This is a genomic window from Labilibaculum filiforme (assembly GCF_002843315.1).
Lineage (GTDB): Bacteria > Bacteroidota > Bacteroidia > Bacteroidales > Marinifilaceae > Labilibaculum > Labilibaculum filiforme.
This window is the reverse complement of the sequence record NZ_MVDD01000001.1, coordinates 20,085-43,140: the sequence shown is the minus strand read 5'-3', so window position 1 is coordinate 43,140 and position 23,056 is coordinate 20,085. Positions and strand designations below refer to the sequence as shown.

The following is a 23,056-nucleotide window of genomic DNA, read 5'->3' as shown; positions in this document are numbered from 1 at the left end:
CGGTCACGCCTTTTTAAATATAAATATGAAAGTAGCAAAAAGTCATCAGGACAGAGAGAGATTATACCGATTTGGCATTGGTAAATTGGGAAACACATCTCCTGAAAATATTAAAATGTTAGAAAATCATTTGTTTCATCTAAAAATGAATGAGGATTATGTAATTAACTCTTTTGAAGAAGTATCGGAATTAGTACAATTTTTGAATAATAATAATGAATAGTATTTCTTTTAAGTATCACATTCAACCTATTGTTTTATATTTCCTTACGATAATATCGGTTTGGGTACTTGCATTGTTTTTTTTAATGGTGTTTCAAATCGATAAACAGAGTCAATTGTCGGTATACAGAATCGAAAATTTGATAAATGTATTTTGGGCTGGTATTATTTCAGGGGTTATTTGGGGAAGCATATTTAAGTTTGCAAAATATTTTCGGAATCAAATTCCAACTTATTTTCTTTCCATGGCGGTTAGTTTTCTTGTTAATAGTAGTAGCGCTTTCCTGTTAATTTACTGCATGTATCATTTAGAAGGTTTGATTGCCTTCGATAATTTTCCTGAAACATTTCCTCAATTACTTTTGCTCTACAATTCACAATTTTTTTATGCCGTTTTAGTCTATTTTTTTGTGGTGGGAAGCTTAATTGAAATTTTTCATGAAATAGATCGGAAATTGGGTAAAGGAGTGCTTTTAAAATTTTTATTGGGAAGATATTACAAACCAAAAGAGGAGCAACGTATCTTTTTATTTATGGATTTACGGTCCTCAACTTATTATGCAGAAAAGTTAGGACATTTTAAATACAGCAGATTAATTCAGGACTGTTTTAAGGACCTTTCTGATGCGGTATTAGCAAATCATGCACAAATATACCAATATGTTGGTGATGAGGTTGTATTAACCTGGAAAATTAAAGATGGAGTCGAAAAACTGAGGTGTTTGCAGGTTTTTTATGATTTTTTGGATACGCTGGAAAGAAGAAAGGAATATTATCAAAATCAATATGGGATGGTTCCAATTTTTAAGGCAGGGGTGCATTCTGGTAAAGTAATGGTGGCTGAGGTTGGAGAGTTAAAATCGGAAATTGCCTATCATGGCGATGCTATTAATACAGCATCAAGAATACAAGGATTGTGTAATTCCTACCAATCCAGATTATTAATTTCAGGTAATTTATATTTAGAATTGCAGAAAGAGAATGCTTTAAGATTTAGGTATGTGTCGTTAGGACCAGTATTGCTGACTGGGAAAAAAATACCGGTAGAATTATACTCTTGCTTTACTAATTAATTTATTTCGTTTTTTTAGGTGTTTGTTAATGGTTGAAAGTAGCTTACTCTCATCAAAAGGTTTTGCAATAAAATCATCACAACCAGCTTCTATGCTTCTGTTTCTGTCTTCTCTGTAAGCATTTGCTGTTTGAGCAATAATTGGCAAATTGTCTCGCATTTTTTTAATCGATTGAGTTGCTTCCAAGCCGTTAATATCTGGTAATCTTAAGTCCATTAGCACCAAACTAATTGTTGGATTTCTTAAGCTTAATTCAATGGCTTTATTTCCCGATATAGTATGCAGTATTTTAGCTTTGGTTGGTTTTAAAGCCGCTTCAATGTATTTAAAATTTGTTTCATCATCTTCTACAACGAGAATTAGTTTATCGTCCCATTGGTAGTTTTTTTTTATTGCTTTATTTTCCGATTCTATATTTACCGGGTGATATGGAATTGTGAAGTAAAAGGTAGTTCCTTTATCCTCTTGGGTTTCCATTCTAATTTGTCCGCCCATTAATTCTACAAAACCTTTTGAAATTGCTAAACCAAGTCCGGTACCACCATATTTACGGGTAAAAGTTTCTTCTACTTGGCGGAAGCGTTCAAAAATAATTTCCTGTTTTTCTTTTTGTATTCCAATTCCCGAATCTTTAACGTAAAATTCCAGAAAATCATTATCTATTAATCGATAGCCATACTCTATAAAACCCGAGGAAGTGAATTTAAACGCATTATTAATTAGATTAGAGAGTATTTGTCGCAATTTTCTCTCTTCTGTAACCACAAATGCTTCTTCTTCCGAAAGTGTCTTATAAACTCTAAAATCAATCGCATCATCGGTACTATTATCTTTCGAAAATTGAACATGTAATTCGTCCAGGATAACATTTAGGGAGCATTTTGTTTCCTTTATAAATGTTTGTCCGGAATCAAGTTTCGAAATGTCTAAAATATCATTAATGATTTTTAGTAGCTGATTGGAACTTTTGTAAATAATATTAATATAAGTATCACTTTGAGCCTCTGTTCTATCTGGTCTGCGAAGCATATCTGCAAAACCAATAATACCATTCATTGGCGTTCTTATCTCATGCGACATGTTGGCCAAAAAAGCCGACTTTAAGTGATCACTCTCTTCTGCTTTTTCTTTTGCTTTGCGTAATTCTTTTTGTGTGGATATAATTTCCGAAATATCATTAATAATAATCATGGAGGAATTGTCGAAAGGAACCATAAAGAATTCACAATGGCGAGTTTCTCCATTTTTAATTGTCATGTGGAATTCTTGTTTTCCGATGTCGGAATGTTCTTTTTTTGCTTTTTCGATAGCCTCTTTCCAAGTATTTTTAACTTGTTCGCGATATGCTTTATTTGGGAAGCAGGATTTATACCAATCGTCCGAGGTTTTAATATCCTCTAAAGTATATTCAAATAGCTCAATAAATTTATCATTAAAGTATTCTATATTTTGTTTTTCATCGGTAAGAACAATGGGCAGGGGAGACTGATGAATCATTTTTTTCAACCTTCGTTCGCTTTGCACAATTGCCTGCTGGGCATGTTTACGTTCGGTTATATCTCTTGATGTTGACAGAATTACGTGTTTGCCTTGCAAAGTAACTAACTGACTCACGGTTTCCATCGGAGTTTTTTTGCCGTATTTAGAAACAAAGGTTTGTTCGTGAGTGAATTGCTTTTCTCTCGTTAATCTTTTTATGGAGTTGATAATATATTCTTTAGGAAGATCATCGATGTAATTTGCTGGAGATAGAGTAAAAAGCTCATCCTTGGAATATCCGAGCATTACGCATGCTGTGTCATTTGCTTCTATTAGTCTCGAACTGCCATCGCCAATATATTCATTCACTAAAATAATATCGGTACTTCCATTAATTAGGTTACGGTATTTTTCTTCACTCTCGGCCAAGGCAGTTGTTCGTTCGGTAACCCTTTCTTCCAATTTATCATTAAAGAGTCTTAGCTTTTCCGAATATTCATGAATTTCCTGATACTGCACCCGAATGGTATCTTCGCCACGCTCGCGCTCCTTAATTTCATCCTGAAGCTTATTATAGGTTTGAGTTAATTCGGTCATAGAATGATCCAGAAGCTGTTCCTCGCTAATTCTACGAATAGAACCGTTACCTTGTCCCTGATAAATTGCTTGTGCCTTATATATAAATTTTTTAATCGGTCGAGCAATGCTTTCCGAGATAATATAGGTTATAAAAACGCTGGATAGTACAATGAGAATTGCAATAACAATAAACAGGTACAGTTTTCTATTGTGATTGGCAGTGGCTTGTTGATAGGTATAATTCGCCTGGTTTTCGGCGAAATCGGTCATTACCTTCGTTTTTTCCTTTAGTTTATTCAAATGTTCGGCAGCAATACCATCCACCATTTTTTTTGCATTTACCTCTTTACCGCTAACTTTCAGGTCAATAATTTGATTTCGAAGCTCTTCCCATTCTATGAAAGTATGATATGCAATTCCAACGTCTCTTTTATCGCCTAAAAAGCGATTAAAAACAGTGTCGAATTGGGTCATGGCTTTTAGGTGATATAAATTGATTGTGTCAATTGCCTGATCGAACTCTTGTTGGGTTTGGGCAAGGAGAATATCCTTCATGGCACTTTCCATGGTTTGGATATGTGTATTAATATCGCGAACAGCGTTACTTACCGTATAGGTGTGAGTGTAAATGAATTCGGATTCGTTACGAAGATCTTTAACTTGTAAAATAGAGAGGATAACAAATGATACCGTAAACAGCAGTATTAAACCGAATCCGGCAAGCACTCTTGTGCGGAATTTCATTTTATTTAACATGAAATCTCAACGAGTTTAGGTGTAACATAGTGGTAGTTCTGATCCAAGTTGATCGCAATGGTTACCAAGTTAATTATTATTCCGGATTTTCACAATAAATTTGATTAAAGGTATTTATTTGCCCATATAGACGTAATAATTAGCAATAAAAAAAGCAGCTCTAAATGAGCTGCTTCCTATATATAATGGATTGTTTCTTAATTACACAATGCCAGAGAATCCCATAAAAGCCATCGCTAATAAGCCAGCTACAATTAGAGCTGCTGGAGTTCCTTTTAGTCCTTTTGGTAAATCAACCAAATCAAGATGCTCGCGTAGACCTGCAAAAATTACCAAAGCAAGACCAAAACCGATAGCTGTTGCTCCCGAGAAAACAACGGCTTCAAGAAGATTGTAGTCTTTCTGAATGGTCATAATAGCAACCCCTAAAATGGCACAATTGGTAGTGATTAGAGGCAGAAATACTCCTAATGCTTGATACAATGCAGGACTAACTTTTTTAAGGATGATCTCTACTAATTGTACCAGAGCTGCAATAATAAGGATAAAGGTAATAGTTTGCATAAAACCAATTCCAAAAGCATCCAAAACATATTTTTGAATGAGATAGGTAACAATGGTAGCTAAAATCATTACAAATGTTACGGCTCCTGTCATACCTACTGCAGTAGATACTTTTTTCGATACTCCAAGGAAAGGACAAATTCCAAGGAATTGTGCCAATACAACGTTGTTTACGAATATGGCGGATATAATAATTATAATATATTCCATGATAATTTCTCTTTATGCTTTTCTTAATCGGTTAATAATTGCAATCAGATAGCCTAATGCTAAGAATGCTCCAGGAGCTAAAACGAATACCAACATACCGTAAGTGTCACTAAAAAGAGAGATTCCAAATACTTTTCCACTTCCTAATAGTTCTCTAACAGATCCTAGTATTGTTAATGCCATTGCAAAACCTAAACCCATTCCGGCACCATCTATAATCGAAGGAATTACCTTGTTTTTAGAGGCGAATGCTTCGGCACGACCCAGTACGATGCAGTTTACAACAATAAGAGGGATGAAAACACCCAATTGAGCATGTAATGCTGGTGTATATGCTTCCATCAAGAAACTAATTATAGTCACAAAAGTGGCGATAATAACAATGAAAGATGGAATTTTAACCTTATCAGGAATTAGGTTACTAACCATTGAGATTACCATGTTCGACATGATTAAAACAAAAGTAGTTGCTAGTCCCATTCCCAAGCCGTTAATTGCCGAAGAGGTTACCCCAAGCGTAGGGCACATACCTAAAAGCAGAACGAATACGGCATTCTCTTTAAAGAATCCTTTGGTGAAATTTTGAATGTTATTCATTGCTATTTCCTCCTTCTTTTTGATTTTTCATATACTCATTGTAGGCCGTTTGAACAGCATCTAAAAAAGCTCGGGAACTGATGGTAGCAGCAGTAATTGCATCTATTTCCCCACCATCTTTACTTACCGTAAAATTGGTAGTTCCTGGGTTTTTATGAAGAATACTTGCTTTTTCTTTAGTAGGATCAGTAGGTTTAAACCAGGCTCCCATTTTTGAACCCAAACCAGGAGTTTCCATATGTTCCAAAACGGAATAATTGTTAATGGTTCCATCAGGAGTAAATCCAACCATGAGCCAAACATATCCCGAAAAGCCATTGGTAGTAAAAGTTTTAACAGCAGTACCCACTAATTTTCCATCTTTTTTAGCTGGATAAAATTCCAGACTGTCTTTCTCGTTGATACCAACTTTGTACACTTCATCGCTAGGATTGTTGTCAAATTCAGGTACAACTTCTTTAATTGCGTTTAATTTTTTCGCCAATTTCGCGGCAGCAATAGGTTCTTTAGTTAACTCATAAAGTCCTCCTAAAGCTGCTGATGCTACTAGTGTTACAATAAATAACACTAGAACCATATTTATAAATGTAGATTCTTTTTTCCCAGCCATGATTATTTTCTTTTTTCGCCGAAACGCTTAGGTTTAACATACACATTAATCAGTGGCACAAATGCATTCATTATTAGAATTGCAAAAGAAACACCTTCGGGATAAGCACCGAATACACGAATGATAACAGTTAGTAAACCAATACCAATACCGTATATAATCATTCCCTTATGCGACATTGGAGAGGTAACGTAATCGGTAGCCATAAAAATTGCTCCCAATAGCAAGCCTCCTGTTAAGATATGGAATAATGGTCCGGCGTAAGCCTCAGGATTAGCCATATGAAGAATGCCTGAGAAAATAGCAACCGTTCCAAGAATAGTTAGTGGAATATGCCAGGAAATAATCTTTTTAAATAGCATGTAAAGCAAACCTAGAAGTAAGGCAACACCTGCTATTTCTCCCATTGATCCGCCCATGTTACCCATAAACAAATCCATATTACTTGGAATATCATGCATTAATTGTGATAATGGCTCTCCCTTTTTTAATCCCTCTTTAATAATGGCAAGAGGAGTAGCGCCTGTTTCCGCATCTAAATAAGCTGTATTAAAGCCTAAAGGTTTTGGCCAGCTAGTCATTTGTACCGGAAACGAGATTAAAAGGAATACACGACCAACTAAAGCAGGGTTAAAAACATTGTTTCCTAATCCGCCAAAGGTCATTTTACCAATTCCTATTGCAACTAAGGCTCCAATCAGAATAATCCAGATTGGCAGGTTGGCCGGAACGTTAAAGGCTAAAAGAATACCGGTGATTAAAGCAGAACCATCGTTTAAAGTAGGAACTTTTTTAAGCAGGTATTTCGAAATTAAAAATTCGAAAAGATAACAAGATGCTACGGCGGTTAGGGTAACAATAATTGCACCCATGCCAAAGTAAACGAACGAAAAAACAAGTGCCGGTAGCATCGCAAATACCACTCCATACATGTTTTTCTGTATGGAATCTCCACCATGAACATGTGGAGATGGGGCGACTAGTACTTTGGAGTTCATATTTATTAGTTTATTAGTAATTGAGTTAATGTGTGAATGAGTAATTTGATCTTTATTTAATTACTCATTATTAATTTTTAATTACTTGCGTGATCGCATAATCTGTCCAACTTTACCTTTGCCCATTCGGATATAATCCAATAACGGACGGTTTGCCGGACAAGTGAAACTACAAGAGCCACACTCCATACAATCCATAACGGCATTGTTCTCTAGTCGCTCGTATTCTTTTTTATCCGCTAAAACCATTAGTAAGAATGGTTCCAATCCCATCGGACAAGCAGAAACACATTTTCCACAACGAATACAAGGTTTCGATTCCTTACGAAGGGCTTCTTCACGAGGTAAAAGTAACAATCCAGAGCTTCCTTTGGTTAAAGGAACTTCAACAGTTGTTAAAGCTTTTCCCATCATTGGTCCTCCGCCAATAATTTTACCTGTATCTTCAGGTAAACCACCTGCAGCATCAATTAAATCTTTAACCGGTGTTCCAATTCTAAACCTCCAGTTCGAAGGGTTTTTTAATGATTTACCTGTGATGGTAGCAATACGCTCGAAAAGAGGTTTGTTTTTTTGTACTGCTTCATAAACTGCAAAAGCAGATCCTACATTTTGAACCACAGCACCAACTTCAATTGGTAGGGCTCCCGAAGGTATTTCACGTTTTATAGTTGCCGAAATCAATTGTTTTTCTCCCCCTTGAGGGTATTGAGTCTTAAGCGGGCAAATTTCTATTCCTTGATAGTTTACTGCAAGCTTAGTTAAATGGGCTATTGCGTCAGGTTTGTTGTTCTCTATACCAATAATGGCTTTGTTAACCCCTAAGGCTTTCATTAAAATTTGAGTTCCCACCAATACTTCATCACCTTTTTCGAGCATAACTCGATGGTCAGAAGTTAGGTAAGGTTCACATTCCACTGCGTTAATGATTAAAACTTCGGCTGTTTTTCCCGGAGGAACCGATAATTTCACATGAGCAGGGAAGGTCGCACCACCCAAACCAACGATACCAGCTTCGGCTATTTTTGCAATAATTTCTTCTTTGCTTGCGCTGATTTCAGTAACTAAAGTTTCACTGCGATCAATTGTTTCCAACCACTCGTCACCATCTACTTTAATGATGATTGCTGTTCTGCGAAAACCACTGGAATCCATAATGTCATCCACTTTAAATACGGTTCCTGACACCGAAGAGTGAATATTTGCGGATACAAAACCAGATGATTTTGCGATCAATTGTCCTACTTTAACTTCGTCGTTCTTTTTTACGACAGGAGTAGCAGGAGCACCAATATGTTGAGAAATTGGAATACTTACTATTTCGGGTATTGGCAATACCTGGATTGCGCTACTTGCCGACAATTTGTTTCCGGCAGGATGAATACCTCCTAATGAGAATGTTTTTAACACTGATGATCCTCCTATTTATTTGTTCTCAGTTGTTTCGTCATTTGCAGTTGGCTTCGCTTTTGGAGCCTCTTCTGCTTTTGCTTCAGCACTTGGCTTATCGGCAGGTTTTTCTTTTCGAGGTGGAAAATTCAACTCGTGAATTGCATGTGTTGGACAAACCACTACACATTTTCTACAAAGTTTACATTTAGTGTAATCGATGTAGGCAAGATTGTTTTCCAAAGTAATTGCACCGAAAGGACATTCCTTTACACATTTACCACAGCCAATACAAGCAACGTCGCATGCTTTTTTAGCAACCGCACCTTTGTCTTTGTTTACACAAGACACAAAGATTCTTCGACTTTTTGGACCTTTATTTCGAAGCTCGATAATGTTGTTTGGACAAGCTTTTACACATGCACCACAAGAAACACATTTGTCTTCAATGATTACCGGAAGACCTGTTTCTTTATCCATATACATGGCATCGAAATTACATGCCTCAACACACTCGCCTAAACCTAAACAGCCATATTGGCAACCAGTTTCGCCACTATAAAGAGTGGCTGCAATGGTACAAGATGCTGCGCCATCGTACTGATTGGTTTTAGGACGGTTTTCGCAAGTTCCGTTACAACGAACTACTGCAACCGTTGGTTCGGCAGCACTAATTTCGTGACCAAGAATAGATGCAACCTGCGACATAACAGTAGCTCCGCCAACAGGGCAGTTCATTTTTGAAATGTCATCGGCTTTTACCAATGCTTCGGCAAAACCTCTACATCCAGGATAACCACAACCACCACAATTTGCGGCAGGTAATACCTCTTCTACCTCGTCGATACGAGGATCTTCATACACTTTGAATTTTTGCGCTACAAAATATAGAATAATAGCTGCTGTTACTCCAATAGCACACAAAGCCAGAATAGTGATAACTATAATGCTCATAGTTTAAATGTTTACGATTTTCTCGATTGTAAATGAAAAAGTTTTCTTAAAACGGCCTTTAAAAAAGGACAGTATTATATAGTAGGGAAGTAATATGGCTAATGCCGATATCCCGCTTATTAATTCGTTATTGGTGAAGGCTGTGGCAATAATCAGGGCAAGTACTACCAAAATAAATGGTAACACATAAGCAATAAACATAGCTAACCATCCTAAGGATTCGCGATAGCTAAGGTTAACCTTTTCGCCAATAGTAAATTTATTACTGTAGTCAATAACATCAATCGACTTTTCTTGCATGTCAGACATGGTGCAAGCACCTTTTGCATGACAAGCTGCACAGGCAGATACATTTATAATGCCTACCGTAATCTTACTATCCTTTATTTCAAGGATAGTCCCCTCGTGATCAATCTTTTTGGGATCTTGCATATTACTTTTCCCTTTTTTTGTTAAAATGTGAAAAAACTTTCGAAAGCAATTGGGCTTTATTCCTGTAACACTCACTTAATCATGATAGTAGTAAGAAGCGTTGTTTAACACACCGCAACAAAAATAACACTTTAGAACACATTCGATTCTGGTAAAAGTCAATTTATAGTGTGTTTAAATAGAGCGACTTCCCTACTTTTGTAAACTAGAGATTACAATTTTTCTTGTATCTCTGTTGAATACAGTTAGTTTCAGCTATTATCGAAAAAAATCGGTAATTTGACTCTGTTTTGCAATCGTAGTAATTTAGATTTAGTATGAATAAGGTAGATCTATTTCCTCGATTAAAATTAGCTTCGGTTCCATGTTTTTCTGTGCAGGAATGTTTGTTTCGTAAATATCTGATAGAATGTTTGTTTGTATTTTATGCATTATTACAGAAAAAATAATACGGGAAGAGGTAAAGCAGTCTGGCAAAAAGATTCTTACTTTAATAGTTTAATTTTAAAAACAGACTCATGAAGAAATTTTTATTAGTGGCATTTTTGTTGATGCCAGCTTTATTAATGGCAAAAACTCAAAAGTTAGAATCTTTTGAACAGTTAATGGATGCTTTAAAAGAGGGCAAAACAGTTAAAGCGGTTTTTTATTATAAAGATTGTCAGTTAATAAGCGACAACGAAATTGAGGATAAAAGTGTGGATGCCGTAGGTGGAATGAATTTTGAGACTTGGGAATTTTTTGCGAAAGGATCAATTCGAAACCTGGAAGCTTTTGTTGTGAGTTCTACATCCAAGCTAATTGCGAATCCTTTAGGCGATGGCTATGTGTACAATTATGTGAAAATTAAGGTGAAAGAAAATGGTAAAGTAAAGATTACTGCTAATTATGTCGATTCAGTAAGTCATGAGGAGACGATGAGCGAGAACTTTTTTACAGAAATAAATAAAGGGGAAGTGGGAGCGGCTCATTTTTTTGCAGTAGAATAAGCTTTTAATAATAAAGTTACTAACAGCGAAACACACCTTGGTTTTCGCTGTTTTTTTTTGCTTATTGGTTACAAGTGAAAAAGCAGGCTGGTTTGGTTTCTTAGCTGTTACGAGTTGGATTTAACTAATTACACTCCAATTTATTTTGGTTTTACTAAGTCGTTTAACCTGTTTTGCTAGTATAAAGTTTTCTTCCTTCTCCAGCAAGGGATCTTTATCGAGTATTTCCTGGGCTACATCTCTTGCATATTTTAGTAATTGTCCGTCTTTACCAAGGTTGGCTATTTTTAAGTCGTAAGAAATACCACTTTGTTGCGTTCCCTCAATATCTCCAGGACCTCGAAGTTTTAAATCCACTTCGGCAATTTCAAAACCATCGTTGGTGCGCACCATGGTTTCAATTCGCTTTCGCGATTCGTTGGAAATTTTATAAGACGACATAAGAATGCAGTACGATTGTTCGGCTCCACGACCAACTCTACCTCGAAGCTGATGAAGTTGAGATAAGCCAAAGCGTTCGGTACTTTCAATAATCATTACCGAAGCATTGGGGATGTTAACACCAACTTCGATTACTGTTGTTGCCACCATTATTTGCGTTTCTCCTTTTGCAAAACGTTGCATTTCGGCGTCTTTTTCGGCTGGTTTCATTTTTCCATGCACCATACTAATGCCATATTTTTCGGTGGGGAAATAATGGGAAACACTCTCGTATCCTTCTTCCAGATTTTTATAATCCATTTTTTCAGATTCTTTAATCATTGGATAAACTAAGTAAATTTGTCGACCTAAATCAATCTGTTTTTTCATGAAATCGTATACCTGTTTTCTTCTTTTCTCGAAGTAATGAACCGTTTGTATCGGTTTTCTTCCCGGAGGCAGTTCGTCTATTACAGAAACTTCCAAATCCCCGTAAAGGGTCATGGCAAGTGTTCTGGGAATAGGTGTTGCAGTCATTACAAGAATATGTGGAGGAATGTTATTTTTTTTCCACAAACGAGCCCGTTGAGCAACTCCAAATCGATGTTGTTCGTCAATTATTACCAATCCTAGGTTTTTGAACTGTACAATATCTTCTAAAAGTGCATGTGTTCCAATTAAAATTTGCAATTCACCACTCAATAATTGTTCATGAATTATTTTTCGATCTTTTTGCTTGGTTGATCCGGTAAGCAAAGCAACTTTAATATGCAGCCCTTCTAGAAATTCACAGATTGATTCCATGTGTTGGTTTGCCAATATCTCTGTTGGAGCCATTAAGCAGGATTGACAGCCATTGTCCAGTCCTATAAGCATGCACATCAACCCAACCATTGTTTTTCCGCTCCCCACATCTCCTTGTAGGAGTCGATTCATTTGTTTTCCCGAACCTACATCTTTTCTAATTTCTTTTACCACTCTTTTTTGAGCGTCGGTGAGCTCGAAAGGCAGGTTGTTTTGGAAAAACTGGTTAAAGTTTTCTCCTATTTTAGTGAATTGATGACCACGATAAAGCACTTTGCGCTTCATCTTCATTTTAAGAATGTTAAGTTGAATGTAAAACAGTTCTTCAAATTTTAGGCGGTAGGTTGCTTTTTTTAAGATTTCGGTATTACTAGGAAAATGAATCTGCATAAGTGCTTCATGAAGATTTATTAATCCTAATTTACTGGTTAGACTTGCAGGAAGTGTTTCTGGTATTTTCCCGTTTAAAGATTGCAGGGCATTTTCCTGAAGTTTATGAATGGCTTTCGAATTAAGGAAACTGCTTTTCATCTTTTCGGTAGTTAGATAAAAAGCTTGCAGGGAAGCATTCAATTTGCCATTTCTGGATTCATTCTCTTCGAGTTCCGGATGAACCACATTTATTTTCCGATTAAACTCGGAAGGTTTCCCAAAAACTATATATTCCGTTTTTGGTTTAAGGCTTGCTTTAATGTATTTAATTCCTTTGAACCAGACTAGTTCCATAACTCCTTTACCATCGGTAAAATTAGCGACTAGTCGTTGTTGTCTTTTTTCTCCAATTACCTCAATGCTAATTATTTCTCCTTTTACCTGAATGTATGGTAGTTTGGAGTGTATTTCGCTAATTTCGTAGAACTTGGTTCTGTCGATATATTTGTAGGGAAAATGATACAGTAAATCTTCGTAACTATAAATCGATAATTCCTGATTAAGGATGGAGGCCCGTTTGGGACCAACTCCGGCTAAAAATTTTATGTCGAGTCCAGCTAATTCTGACATTCTAAGGATTCTAATTCTATTTAAAAGGAAAAGATAAAAAACTATCTCCTTTTGTGAAAAAAACATTTTAAAAATCTAAAAGTAGTAACAAAAGTAAATTGAAAAACTTTTATTTTAAAGAAATGAATGTTTAATCTTAATTAGATAATGTTTGTAACAAGTGATATCTTGGCGAAAGAATTTGAAGAAATTCAAATTTACGAGTAAATTCGCCATTTCTACTTTATTCTAAATATGGGTCGAATCCACTACAAATTAAAAAAACGTTTATATCGCTTAAAGGCATTTCGTCGCAAAGGCTTTGGGGTACATTCGCCTTTTACTTTTCACCTAATTGTGAATGTAATCGAGGCAAAATTAACCTATTATGCATTCGGTCAATTGTTTCCCTATCGAAAAATCATTGCCAACGCATTAAAAAATAAATTGGAAAATAATGAAGTTGAGAAATCTTTAATAAAGAAGTACAAAGAGGAAATTCAAATTGTAAAATCGACCGAGGGTTTGGATCGTTTGTTGTTTCGTTTAATGAATTTTTGGCAAGCTAAAAAAGCTGCCTATTGTGGTGGTGGAATTGGATTGTCAATCGTTTATATGGCAAAACTCGATTCTCGAAAAGAGATAGCATGTCTGGATCGGGGAGATGTATTTGCTACTTATTCGGATGATCTTTTTCAGAATTATATGGAATTTCGGAATCTCAAGAACTTCGATTATCAGGAGATTTTGAAGGAGAATCCAAATTTTGATTTCCTGGTTTTTTCTGAAAACACAAGTAGTGAAATACTATCTGATTTTTTGCAAAATTATGAACATTTGTTGGCCGGTAAATGTATGGTGGTGGTTCAAAATCCGCATAAAAACGATGCTATTAACCAGTTTTGGAGGCAAATGAAGAAGTTAGAGCGAATTTCGGTAAGTCTTGATTTATTTTATTTGGGAATATTGATTTCGAGGGAGGGAATGCAGAAACAGGATTATGTAAGAAAGCATCGATTTTAACTATTGCAATATTTCTACGAAATTTTATCTTTGTAGAAGCGCTACGAATAACGATAAAAATATTGTAGAAATCGAGAGCCAATTAAAAAATACAAAATGACTAAATTTAAAGTATATACAAAAACCGGCGATGCCGGAACCACAGGATTGATTGGTGGAACAAGAGTTCCAAAGTTTCATTTACGATTAGAAGCTTATGGAACGGTTGACGAACTAAATTCTTATATTGGATTAATTCGTTCGCACGAAATTGAAGCAAAATCAAAAGAAATTTTGTTGGTGATTCAAAATAAATTGTTTCTGATAGGTTCCAGACTGGCAACTGATGATGAAAAATCTGATTTGAAAGGAAAGTTACCAATTCTTGAAGAAGATATTCTTTTATTGGAAAAAGAGATGGATCGAATGGATGAAGAGCTACCTGAACTCAATAACTTTGTACTGCCCGGAGGTAGTGTGGCCAATGGTTTTTGCCACGTTGCCAGAACTGTTTGTCGAAGAGCGGAGCGTAGGGCTAATCAATTATCAAGTGATGTAGATGTAAATCCTCTCTTATTGAAGTATTTAAATCGACTTTCGGATTATTTATTTGTGCTGTCTCGTAAGGTTTTGCTGGATGTTGGGGCTGATGAAATAAAATGGAAGACGGACTTGTAAATTCAAAAAAAAAAATTATATTCGCAGAATAATTAAGGATCATTAAAATAATATTAGATATATGTACTGGACACTTGAATTAGCAACTAAATTAGAGGATGCACCATGGCCTGCTTCAAAGGATGAGTTAATTGATTATGGAATTCGTTCTGGAGCTCCGTTGGAAGTAATTGAAAACTTGCAGGAAATTGAAGAAGAAGGTGAAATTTTCGAAAGTATTGAAGATATCTGGCCAGATTATCCAAGCAAAGGAGATTTCCTATTCAACGAAGATGAATATTAAAATATAGAAAAAAGGGACTTTATAAAGTCCCTTTTTTTAATGGTTTTTTTTGCAAAGTATTCAATTTTCTAATTGGAGTATACTGTTTCCAGATAAATATATCCTCCTTCGATTTCGGTTGATATTCATCAAGCCATTGAAAGTCTTTCAGGAATTTCATTTCCTTTTTTACTTCAAAAAGAGGATACATATTGCCATCGGGCTTTTTCAGGAATATAATTTTATCAATCTTATTATTTTCGATAAGAATATTGATGTTACTACTCTTGGCAATGTTCATTCCCATAATTACTTTTTTATCAACAGGGTAATATAGCGTTTCTCCATTTCCTCTAATATCAAGTTTGTAAAGCTTATTCTCTTTAACGTGGCCAAGCATATTCCGTCCTTTTATCTGATTGTAAAAGGTGGTGTCTTCTTTTGCTGTTAAAAAAGCCGATCCTCTAAAGTGCAGGTAACGAATTGCTTCATTTTTTGTTTGAATACCAATAGTATCTGCTACCATTTGATTTTGCTGCGACCATAGGACCGGATTATTAAATAGTCGAATGGTAGAATCCTGCATGGTGTAAACCATCGAATCGCAAATGCCCTGCATATCTTTACGATAAAATTTCACGTGGTGAAAAGCTTTAATCCGTTCAAATTTAGCGGTGTCTTTTTCAATTTTCAGGGTATCAGAATGCAGAAATAATGAATCACCTTCGGTAATTTGAATAAAAACAGCAGAATCAGTCATGAGAGCTTCTTCTGTATTTTTAAAAGTTTCTAGGTAATTTCCCTTCAAAATTAAATTATTCACCGTATCGCGCAATTCCACATTTTTAAAAATACGAGCAAGTTCGTTGTTTCGATCCAAGTAAATGCTGTCGCCTTTAATTTGATACGATTTACTGTCAAGAGTAGTATTCTTAAAAAATTGAGAGATATTGGATTGCGTATTGTACCAACCATTTTCGGAATACAAGGTTTCTTTTTCGCCAACAATTTTAGTTGGTCCTAAAATAAAAGCAACTTTGCTTACTGTGTGGTATTTTAAAGTATCCGAATACAAAGTGTAATCGGTAGTTACAGCTTTAACACTATCTTTAAAAAATAGTAATTCCTGCTTGGTGTAATACCTTCCAATATCGCTTGTTAATACATTCTTAGCATCAACAATTTTCCCACCGTTATAGTAGTACCCAACGCTTTCATTCATATCAAAATCAAGAAAATGAGTAGTAACGGTAACCGATTTATTTTGCAGTTTCACATTATTTCTTAATTCAGCGAATTTTGTGTTGCCAAAATACTTTAGGTAGTCGCCATAAATATGAACCGTGTCGGCATTAATAATATGCACATTTCCAAATGCTTCCAGAGTATTTAGTTCTTTTACTTGATATGCACTGTCGCAATACATTTTTATATCGCCATGCGTGATGAAAACATCACCTAAAAATTTATTTATTGCAGGATTAGTATTCATTATAAATTCAGCAGTATTTGAATTCCTGATCTGAACTTTAGATTTCTTTTGAGCAGAAGCCGAAAGATTTAACAGACAAAAAATGCCGGTTAAGAATAAAATGATATATCGGTTAGCAGTGCTAAGCATTTTTTTTACTTTAATAGTTCTTGTATAATATTTTCAATACTAATTCCTTCGGCTTCGGCTTTATAATTTTTCATGATTCTGTGGCGAAGAATGGATACTGCAACTTCCTTTACATCTTCAATGTCTGGAGAATATTTTCCAGATAGTAATGCGTTGGTTTTAGCACCTATCACCAAATATTGCGACGCTCTTGGACCAGCACCCCAATTAATGTATTCGTTTGCCATGGAATGTGAATGCTCGGTATTTGGTCGTGTTTTTGCGGCCAAATTAACGGCATATTCTAATACGTTTCTATTAATTGGTACTTTCTCAATTAATTTCTGATAATACAGAATCTGTTCAGCCGTTATTATTTTATTAAGAACAATTTCTTTGCCAGAAGTTGTATTTTCTACAATTGCCAATTCGTCTTCTATTTTTGGATAGTCCAAATAGATACTAAACATGAATCGATCCAGCTGCGCTTCGGGAAGAGGATAGGTTCCTTCTTGTTCAATAGGATTTTGAGTAGCAAGCACAAAAAATGGCTTTTTAATCGGGTAGGTTTTACCGTTTACCGTTACCATCTTTTCCTGCATCGCCTCCAAAAGTGCTGATTGGGTTTTAGGAGGTGTTCTATTTATCTCATCAGCAAGCAGAATGTTTGCAAACAAAGGACCTTGAATAAAATTGAATTTTCTCTCGTTGTTCAGTATTTCGGTTCCAATAATATCCGATGGCATTAAATCGGGTGTAAACTGAATTCGTTGGTATTTTAAATCGAGAACCTGTGCTATGGTGTTTACCAGAAGTGTTTTTGCTAAGCCAGGAACTCCAACAAGCAAACAATGTCCATTACTAAAAATGGAGATTAATACTTTTTTGATAATATCATCTTGCCCGTAAATTTTTTTCTTGATTTCAGCAGTTAACTTTTGGTAATCTGCCTGAAGGGCATTTGCAGCTTCAACTTCAGTTGTAAAATTCATAAGCTTCCTTTATTAATTATTGCCGTTAATAAATCAGACACAGCATAGGCTGTGTCTGAGAAAAATATCGGTATTTGTTTATTTTATCCAGCCTTTGAATCGGAATTTTGAATTTTTATAGGAGTCGTCAACATGAACGTAAGTCTTGTCTTGTTTCTCCAAAATCCATTTGTTCAGAATTTTTTGTTGTTTTTCACCTGTCAGCATATTTTCAAATATACTCCAATCATCCGCTAGATTGGCTTTATGTGCTTTTGTTTCCGATTTAATTCGAATTACTTTATAGGCCTCTTTACCTCCGGTAATATCTAGAAAAGGGGAGGATATTTCATTAATTTTTAATTCGTTAATTGCTTTAGATACTGCAGGAGGTAAATTATCTTTTTCGAATTTAGATGCTCCAGTATAAGGATTTACAAGTAATCCTCCATTGTTTCTAGTGTCTTTATCATCGGAGAAGTAGAAGGCGGCTTGTGCAAAGTCCATTTTATCCTCACGAATTAAGTCGGAAATACTATCTAACTTTGTGGTTGCTGCAATTCTTTTTTCTTCTTCAATTTGTGGTTTTAGAAGAATGTGACGAACATTTATGCGTTCTCCTTTTCTATCGATTAGTTGAATAATATGGAATCCAAATTCGGTTTCAACAATTTTAGAAACTTTATCTGTTTTTAAATTAAAAGCAACATTTGCAAATTCAGTAACCAGACTAGATCGAGGTGTGTATCCAAGTTCTCCACCTTTTTGTGCACTTCCTGGATCCTCCGAATAAAGTACTGCAAGGGTAGCAAAACTATCGCCATTGGCTACTCTTTCCCGATACTCTCTTAATTTGGTTCTAATTCTATCTTTTTCATCATCCGATACCTGAGGGTATTTTACAAGTTGTTGAATTTGAAGTTCGCCAGGAATAGTTGGCAAACTATCGGCAGGAATAGAATTGTAAAATTCTCGAACTTCGGCAGGAGTAATGTGAATGTTTTTTGTGATTTCAGCCTGCATTTTTTCTTTTATACGTTCGTCGCGGGTATCATCACGAAGATCGTTTTTCATATCCAGAATACTTTTATTGAAATATTGTTCTAGTTTTTCTTTGGAACCAATACGTTGAATATACATTTCCATTTTACGTTCCAGTTGCTCCTCAACTTCCTGATCGGTTACCTCGATACTATCCACTTGCGCTTGGGCAATCATCAGTTGTTGAATCAAAAGATCTTCAAAAATCTCGGTTTTTAAATCAACACTTCCGGATGTGTATCCCTGAGCTTGCAGACTTAAAAATCTATTTTCTACATCCGATTTTAGAACCACCTGATTCCCAACAACAGCAATTACTTTATCTACCATATTATCTTGAGCATTGGCCGAAAAAACGCCAATTAAAATCAAGGCTAAAAGAGTATTGAATTTCTTGAAAATGTTACGCATATTTTATGGATTAATAAATTTTGAATTTGTTTTTGGATTCGGCATCTCTGTAAATGTTTTCTTCCAAATTTTTAATAAACTGAATTTTACGTTTGTTTAATAATATTTTTCTAATGTCTTCCTTTACAAAAGGTAAAGGTGCAAGATTATCTTTTAGTTCAACCTCCTGAATTTTCACAAAATAATGATGCGTTGAATCGCTTGTTTCATAGTTTTTTGTTCTTTTCAGAAATTGGTCTTCATCGCCTATTTTTCCGGGAAGCTTATTTAAAAGTTCTTGAGCATAAATCCAACGATCGTTAAAATTATCAAATTTTGTTGCATTTTGAAAACAGTAGTCCTGCAATTCCGACCAATCGTCCTCTTTGTCCGATTTGTAAAGTTTTTGGATGATAGCAAGATTAGGTACCGGAATAGGTACTTTTATATACAAAGCTTTAAGAATGTTTCGGTTCAAAACAAAATTGGCTGAATAGGTTCTGTAATAATTATCGATTTCGAATTGACTCACTAAAGTGTCAATTTTTTGTTCGATTAATTGTTGCTGATATTTGTGAATAATAAGGGACGATCTATAATCTTCCACCATTTTACTAACATCTTTATCCTGATCGCTTAAATTCAATTCTGCCTTTGAGATAAGAAGTTGTTTTTTTACCCACTGATGGGTATAATTGTTGGCAATAAGTAAACTGTCATCTTTACTGATACCAACCGGAATTACCTCATTAACGGTGCTTGAATAAAGAATTTTGTCGTTTACTTTTGCTACTGGTTTATCGTTCTCACTTTTGTTCGGATTACACGAATAAAAAATTACAACTAGAAGTATTAGTAAGGAATATTTAGTCATTTCGTTGTGTTGCTATTTTGTTTAATGCTGATTGTGAGATTTTAACTTTGTAATTTTCCCATAATTTAGTTTCCCACATTTCTTTCAAATACATTTTGTAATCAGAAGTAACTTCTTGTTTAATGCTTTCAAAAGCAACATTGGTGTTATATCTATTTTTTTGTTTTTGATAGAATTCCATCAGGCCTTTCTTATTGTGTTTTGCCGGTAACCAAACATTTAATTTGGTGATAGCAAGAACCAAGACTCTGTTTTCGTAATTTAGCACCAAATTTTCAAGTTCACTATTGTTCTCAAGTAACTGTTTTTTGTAAAAGGCTAAGATACTATTGTTTGAGAAATTATCGTAAATTCGGTTGATGTATTCTATAAAATTTTCGTAAATATCTTTTGAGGCCTGCTGGCTAAGATAGTCTGCAAAATCTTCTTGAGTATATTCTTTTCCTGCTATTGTGAATAATGGATCTACTAAATCGGCATATGCATAATCTAAAATGGAATAGAAATTGGAAAGAAGATGTCTGTTTTCCTTAAAATGACTGTCTTTTTTTATTTTAGAAATTAATTCTTCAGGACTTAATTTAGATCGACTGTCCGATGCTATTAATCGTTCAATTTCATCTCTACAATTAGCTAATGAGGAATAATCCTTTTTGTCGATAAGTTGAAAAATATGATAGCCGAAGTCTGTTTTTACGGGCGCTGCAATTTCGCCAAGCTTTAACTGAAATACAGTTTCCTCAATTTTAGGGTGAGTTTCAAAAAGTCCAAACCATGGAATAATTCCACCCGATGGAGCAGATCTTTTATCCTCAGAATATTTTTTTGCTATTTCTTCAAAGTCCTCTCCATTCAATAGTAAAGTATACAGAGAATCTATTTTTTGCTTTTTTACTGCTTCATTTTTGGCCTTATATTCAAGTAGTATGTTTCTTACTTTTACTTTACCCGGATTAGGTATTTTTTCTAGAATTTGAATAATATGATAGCCAAATTGAGTTTTTATTGGGGCAGAGTATTCCCCAATTTTTAAATGATAGGCACTTGATTCAAACACATAATCCATATCAAAGGCAGTGAAATAGCCTAATTCACCATTGTTGGCATTTACCGATTGATCGTCGGATTGTTTGTGAGCTAATTTTTCAAAGGATTTTCCGTTTAAAAGATCCTGATAAATTTTCTGTGCTTCCTGATATGCTGCAAGAGTATCGTTGCCTCGTTTGTTAATTTTTACCAAAATATGTCTGGCTTTCAGAAAATATTGAATGCGTTGGAAAGCTTCCTGAATTTTTTCTTCGCTTACGATTGTTGGGTAAAGAAAGGAGTGCAGAGCAATGTCTCTGTTAACCTGAAGTTCGTGTTTTATTTCGGGTAGAGTATCTATCTGTAATTTCTTTGCTTCGGATAGTTTAATTTGAAACAAGATATACAAATTTAGAGCTTCTCTAATGGGCAGTTGATTGTTTTCCTGATAAAGGTATTCAAACTCTTGCGAAGCGAATGGAGTATTATTTATAGTAAAAAGAGTATCTATTGGATACTGTTGTCCAAAGCTTGCCATTTGGCAACACAACACTATCGATAGATAAAAGAGAACTCTCTTCATGTAACAGATATAATAGGTTCATTGAATCGCAAAAAAAAAATGGTAGCCTGTATGAAACAAGCTACCATGAAATATCAGATATAACTATCTGCTATAATTTGGAGCTTCGCGAGTAATCGCAACATCGTGAGGATGACTTTCTGCCATACCCGAAGCTGTTATTTTTACAAATTTAGCATTATGAAGCGCATCAATATTTGCGGCACCACAATAACCCATTCCGGCTCTTAGTCCACCTACTAACTGATAAATAACTTCATATAGTGTTCCTTTGTAAGGCACACGAGCTACAATTCCTTCCGGAACCAGTTTTTTAATATCGTCTTCAGTATCTTGAAAATAACGGTCTTTCGATCCTTGTTGCATGGCTTCAATAGATCCCATACCTCGGTACGATTTAAATTTACGACCATTATAAATGATTGTTTCTCCAGGAGATTCTTCAACTCCAGCAAATAACGAACCTGCCATTATTGAATCTGCACCAGCAGCAATTGCTTTCACAATGTCGCCTGAATAGCGCAAACCACCATCAGCAATAACCGGAACACCTGTTCCTTCAAGGGCTTTAGCAATTTCGTAAATCGCGGTAAGCTGAGGAACACCAACACCAGCAATGACACGTGTAGTACAAATAGAACCCGGACCGATACCAACTTTAACAGCATCAGCACCAGCTTCCACTAAAAATAAAGCAGCTTCGGGAGTTGCAATGTTTCCAACCACAAATTGCATGTCTGGAAATCTTTTCTTTGCAATTTTAAGTAAATCCGCTACGCCTTTTGTGTGTCCGTGAGCAGTATCGATAATAATTGCATCGGCATGAGCATGCACTAATGCTTCAATCCTGTCAAGCGTGTCGCCTGAAACACCAACTGCAGCAGCAACTCGAAGTCTTCCTTTTTCATCTTTACATGCCAAAGGTTTATCTTTTGCTTTGGTAATATCCTTATAGGTAACCAAACCAATTAATTTATTATCAGAGTCAACAACAGGTAATTTTTCAATTTTATAAGCTTGAAGAATTGCGGCTGCTTTTTCAAGATCGGTTGAAACCGAAGTGGTCACCAAATTATCTTTGGTCATTACCTCAGAAATAGGACGATCCATGTCTAATTCGAAACGAAGATCTCTATTGGTTACAATACCTGTTAACGATTTGTCTGATTCAACAACCGGAATTCCTCCAATTTTGAATTCTTTCATCAATGCCAATGCATCTTTAACTGTTTTGTAAGAAGCAATAGTAATAGGATCATAGATCATCCCATTTTCTGCTCTTTTCACAGTCATAACTTGTTTGGCTTGAGATTTGATACTCATGTTTTTGTGGATGACTCCAATTCCTCCTTCTCGAGCAATCGAGATGGCCAATGCCGATTCTGTTACTGTATCCATTGCTGCTGAAACAATTGGGGTGTTCAGAGTAATGTTACGAGTGAAACGGGATTTAAGATTTACATCTCTTGGTAATACTTCAGAGTACGCAGGAACTAAAAGTACATCATCAAAAGTTAGGCCGTCAGAAATAATTTTATCAGATACAAATGACATTATGCAATAATTTTAGAT

At 35.3% G+C, this 23,056-nt stretch carries 21 protein-coding genes; 6 read left to right on the top strand and 15 right to left on the bottom strand.

Annotated elements, in window-relative coordinates:
- Positions 1 to 25: 25 nt before the first annotated feature.
- Positions 26 to 223, top strand: a complete 198-nt coding sequence (locus BZG02_RS00200) for a hypothetical protein (protein ID WP_101259396.1) — start codon at positions 26 to 28, stop codon at positions 221 to 223.
- Positions 216 to 1,295, top strand: coding sequence for an adenylate/guanylate cyclase domain-containing protein (locus BZG02_RS00195; protein WP_101259395.1), 1,080 nt, complete (start codon positions 216 to 218; stop codon positions 1,293 to 1,295). Before BZG02_RS00200 ends, BZG02_RS00195 begins: the two co-directional genes overlap by 8 nt.
- On the opposite strand, the gene BZG02_RS00190 is transcribed toward BZG02_RS00195, so the two are convergent.
- From BZG02_RS00190 to BZG02_RS00155, 8 genes are all read right to left on the bottom strand, one after another.
- Complete coding sequence (locus BZG02_RS00190) at positions 1,272 to 4,109, bottom strand: ATP-binding protein (protein ID WP_101259394.1); 2,838 nt, start codon at positions 4,107 to 4,109, stop codon at positions 1,272 to 1,274. The two genes, BZG02_RS00195 and BZG02_RS00190, sit on opposite strands and share 24 nt — an antisense overlap.
- Positions 4,110 to 4,310: 201 nt before the next feature.
- Complete coding sequence (locus tag BZG02_RS00185) at positions 4,311 to 4,883, bottom strand: electron transport complex protein RnfA (RefSeq protein WP_101259393.1); 573 nt, start codon at positions 4,881 to 4,883, stop codon at positions 4,311 to 4,313.
- A 12-nt stretch (positions 4,884 to 4,895) separates the two neighbouring features.
- On the bottom strand, positions 4,896 to 5,480 hold the full coding sequence (locus BZG02_RS00180) for an RnfABCDGE type electron transport complex subunit E (protein WP_101259392.1): 585 nt from the start codon (positions 5,478 to 5,480) through the stop codon (positions 4,896 to 4,898).
- Positions 5,473 to 6,090, bottom strand: coding sequence for an RnfABCDGE type electron transport complex subunit G (locus BZG02_RS00175; RefSeq protein WP_101259391.1), 618 nt, complete (start codon positions 6,088 to 6,090; stop codon positions 5,473 to 5,475). The genes BZG02_RS00180 and BZG02_RS00175 overlap by 8 nt, the downstream gene beginning before the upstream one ends.
- Positions 6,091 to 6,092: 2 nt before the next feature.
- Complete coding sequence (locus BZG02_RS00170) at positions 6,093 to 7,088, bottom strand: RnfABCDGE type electron transport complex subunit D (RefSeq protein ID WP_101259390.1); 996 nt, start codon at positions 7,086 to 7,088, stop codon at positions 6,093 to 6,095.
- An 81-nt stretch (positions 7,089 to 7,169) separates the two neighbouring features.
- Positions 7,170 to 8,498, bottom strand: a complete 1,329-nt coding sequence (gene rsxC / locus BZG02_RS00165) for an electron transport complex subunit RsxC (RefSeq protein ID WP_101259389.1) — start codon at positions 8,496 to 8,498, stop codon at positions 7,170 to 7,172.
- 15 nt (positions 8,499 to 8,513) lie between these two features.
- Positions 8,514 to 9,431: a Fe-S cluster domain-containing protein gene (locus BZG02_RS00160; protein ID WP_101259388.1), complete on the bottom strand. Its 918-nt coding sequence runs from the start codon at positions 9,429 to 9,431 to the stop codon at positions 8,514 to 8,516.
- Between the two features lie 3 nt (positions 9,432 to 9,434).
- Complete coding sequence (locus BZG02_RS00155; RefSeq protein ID WP_143470399.1) at positions 9,435 to 9,863, bottom strand: SoxR reducing system RseC family protein; 429 nt, start codon at positions 9,861 to 9,863, stop codon at positions 9,435 to 9,437.
- Positions 9,864 to 10,381: 518 nt separating this feature from the next.
- Here BZG02_RS00155 and BZG02_RS00150 point away from each other — a divergent pair.
- Positions 10,382 to 10,852, top strand: a complete 471-nt coding sequence (locus BZG02_RS00150; protein ID WP_101259386.1) for a hypothetical protein — start codon at positions 10,382 to 10,384, stop codon at positions 10,850 to 10,852.
- 120 nt (positions 10,853 to 10,972) lie between these two features.
- On the opposite strand, the gene recG is transcribed toward BZG02_RS00150, so the two are convergent.
- Complete coding sequence (gene recG, locus BZG02_RS00145) at positions 10,973 to 13,078, bottom strand: ATP-dependent DNA helicase RecG (protein ID WP_101259385.1); 2,106 nt, start codon at positions 13,076 to 13,078, stop codon at positions 10,973 to 10,975.
- Between the two features lie 234 nt (positions 13,079 to 13,312).
- Between recG and BZG02_RS00140 the strand changes: the two genes are divergently transcribed.
- The 3 genes from BZG02_RS00140 (at position 13,313) to BZG02_RS00130 (ending at position 15,020) form a co-directional block, all read left to right on the top strand.
- Positions 13,313 to 14,080, top strand: coding sequence for a hypothetical protein (locus tag BZG02_RS00140; protein ID WP_101259384.1), 768 nt, complete (start codon positions 13,313 to 13,315; stop codon positions 14,078 to 14,080).
- A gap of 96 nt (positions 14,081 to 14,176) precedes the next feature.
- A complete protein-coding gene (locus BZG02_RS00135; protein WP_101259383.1) occupies positions 14,177 to 14,737 on the top strand; it encodes a cob(I)yrinic acid a,c-diamide adenosyltransferase in 561 nt (186 codons plus the stop codon).
- 61 nt (positions 14,738 to 14,798) lie between these two features.
- A complete protein-coding gene (locus tag BZG02_RS00130; RefSeq protein ID WP_096428124.1) occupies positions 14,799 to 15,020 on the top strand; it encodes a DUF2795 domain-containing protein in 222 nt (73 codons plus the stop codon).
- Positions 15,021 to 15,039: 19 nt separating this feature from the next.
- On the opposite strand, the gene BZG02_RS00125 is transcribed toward BZG02_RS00130, so the two are convergent.
- The 6 genes from BZG02_RS00125 to guaB form a co-directional block, all read right to left on the bottom strand.
- Entirely contained in the window at positions 15,040 to 16,620 is a 1,581-nt protein-coding gene (locus tag BZG02_RS00125) for an OstA-like protein (protein WP_101259382.1), read from the bottom strand.
- Positions 16,621 to 16,625: 5 nt separating this feature from the next.
- Positions 16,626 to 17,591 carry an AAA family ATPase gene (locus BZG02_RS00120; RefSeq protein ID WP_101259381.1) on the bottom strand — a complete coding sequence of 322 codons (966 nt, stop codon included), beginning with the start codon at positions 17,589 to 17,591 and terminating at the stop codon, positions 16,626 to 16,628.
- Between the two features lie 78 nt (positions 17,592 to 17,669).
- Positions 17,670 to 19,022 carry a peptidylprolyl isomerase gene (locus BZG02_RS00115; RefSeq protein ID WP_101259380.1) on the bottom strand — a complete coding sequence of 451 codons (1,353 nt, stop codon included), beginning with the start codon at positions 19,020 to 19,022 and terminating at the stop codon, positions 17,670 to 17,672.
- Positions 19,023 to 19,032: 10 nt separating this feature from the next.
- On the bottom strand, positions 19,033 to 19,875 hold the full coding sequence (locus BZG02_RS00110; RefSeq protein ID WP_101259379.1) for a hypothetical protein: 843 nt from the start codon (positions 19,873 to 19,875) through the stop codon (positions 19,033 to 19,035).
- Positions 19,868 to 21,484, bottom strand: a complete 1,617-nt coding sequence (locus BZG02_RS00105) for a peptidylprolyl isomerase (RefSeq protein WP_101259378.1) — start codon at positions 21,482 to 21,484, stop codon at positions 19,868 to 19,870. Before BZG02_RS00105 ends, BZG02_RS00110 begins: the two co-directional genes overlap by 8 nt.
- An 84-nt stretch (positions 21,485 to 21,568) precedes the next feature.
- The gene (guaB, locus tag BZG02_RS00100) at positions 21,569 to 23,038 is read right to left on the bottom strand and encodes an IMP dehydrogenase (protein ID WP_101259377.1); all 1,470 of its coding nucleotides are present in this window, start codon (positions 23,036 to 23,038) and stop codon (positions 21,569 to 21,571) included.
- Positions 23,039 to 23,056 lie beyond the last annotated feature (18 nt).

Bases quoted from the DNA above. Each gene is read 5' to 3' on its own strand.
- BZG02_RS00200 (WP_101259396.1), top strand. From the start codon at position 26: ATGAAAGTAGCAAAAAGTCATCAGGACAGAGAGAGATTATACCGATTT.
- BZG02_RS00195 (WP_101259395.1), top strand. From the start codon at position 216: ATGAATAGTATTTCTTTTAAGTATCACATTCAACCTATTGTTTTATAT.
- BZG02_RS00190 (WP_101259394.1), bottom strand. From the start codon at position 4,109: ATGTTAAATAAAATGAAATTCCGCACAAGAGTGCTTGCCGGATTCGGT.
- BZG02_RS00185 (WP_101259393.1), bottom strand. From the start codon at position 4,883: ATGGAATATATTATAATTATTATATCCGCCATATTCGTAAACAACGTT.
- BZG02_RS00180 (WP_101259392.1), bottom strand. From the start codon at position 5,480: ATGAATAACATTCAAAATTTCACCAAAGGATTCTTTAAAGAGAATGCC.
- BZG02_RS00175 (WP_101259391.1), bottom strand. From the start codon at position 6,090: ATGGCTGGGAAAAAAGAATCTACATTTATAAATATGGTTCTAGTGTTA.
- BZG02_RS00170 (WP_101259390.1), bottom strand. From the start codon at position 7,088: ATGAACTCCAAAGTACTAGTCGCCCCATCTCCACATGTTCATGGTGGA.
- BZG02_RS00160 (WP_101259388.1), bottom strand. From the start codon at position 9,431: ATGAGCATTATAGTTATCACTATTCTGGCTTTGTGTGCTATTGGAGTA.
- BZG02_RS00155 (WP_143470399.1), bottom strand. From the start codon at position 9,863: ATGCAAGATCCCAAAAAGATTGATCACGAGGGGACTATCCTTGAAATA.
- BZG02_RS00150 (WP_101259386.1), top strand. From the start codon at position 10,382: ATGAAGAAATTTTTATTAGTGGCATTTTTGTTGATGCCAGCTTTATTA.
- recG (WP_101259385.1), bottom strand. From the start codon at position 13,078: ATGTCAGAATTAGCTGGACTCGACATAAAATTTTTAGCCGGAGTTGGT.
- BZG02_RS00140 (WP_101259384.1), top strand. From the start codon at position 13,313: ATGGGTCGAATCCACTACAAATTAAAAAAACGTTTATATCGCTTAAAG.
- BZG02_RS00135 (WP_101259383.1), top strand. From the start codon at position 14,177: ATGACTAAATTTAAAGTATATACAAAAACCGGCGATGCCGGAACCACA.
- BZG02_RS00130 (WP_096428124.1), top strand. From the start codon at position 14,799: ATGTACTGGACACTTGAATTAGCAACTAAATTAGAGGATGCACCATGG.
- BZG02_RS00125 (WP_101259382.1), bottom strand. From the start codon at position 16,620: ATGCTTAGCACTGCTAACCGATATATCATTTTATTCTTAACCGGCATT.
- BZG02_RS00120 (WP_101259381.1), bottom strand. From the start codon at position 17,591: ATGAATTTTACAACTGAAGTTGAAGCTGCAAATGCCCTTCAGGCAGAT.
- BZG02_RS00115 (WP_101259380.1), bottom strand. From the start codon at position 19,022: ATGCGTAACATTTTCAAGAAATTCAATACTCTTTTAGCCTTGATTTTA.
- BZG02_RS00110 (WP_101259379.1), bottom strand. From the start codon at position 19,875: ATGACTAAATATTCCTTACTAATACTTCTAGTTGTAATTTTTTATTCG.
- BZG02_RS00105 (WP_101259378.1), bottom strand. From the start codon at position 21,484: ATGAAGAGAGTTCTCTTTTATCTATCGATAGTGTTGTGTTGCCAAATG.
- guaB (WP_101259377.1), bottom strand. From the start codon at position 23,038: ATGTCATTTGTATCTGATAAAATTATTTCTGACGGCCTAACTTTTGAT.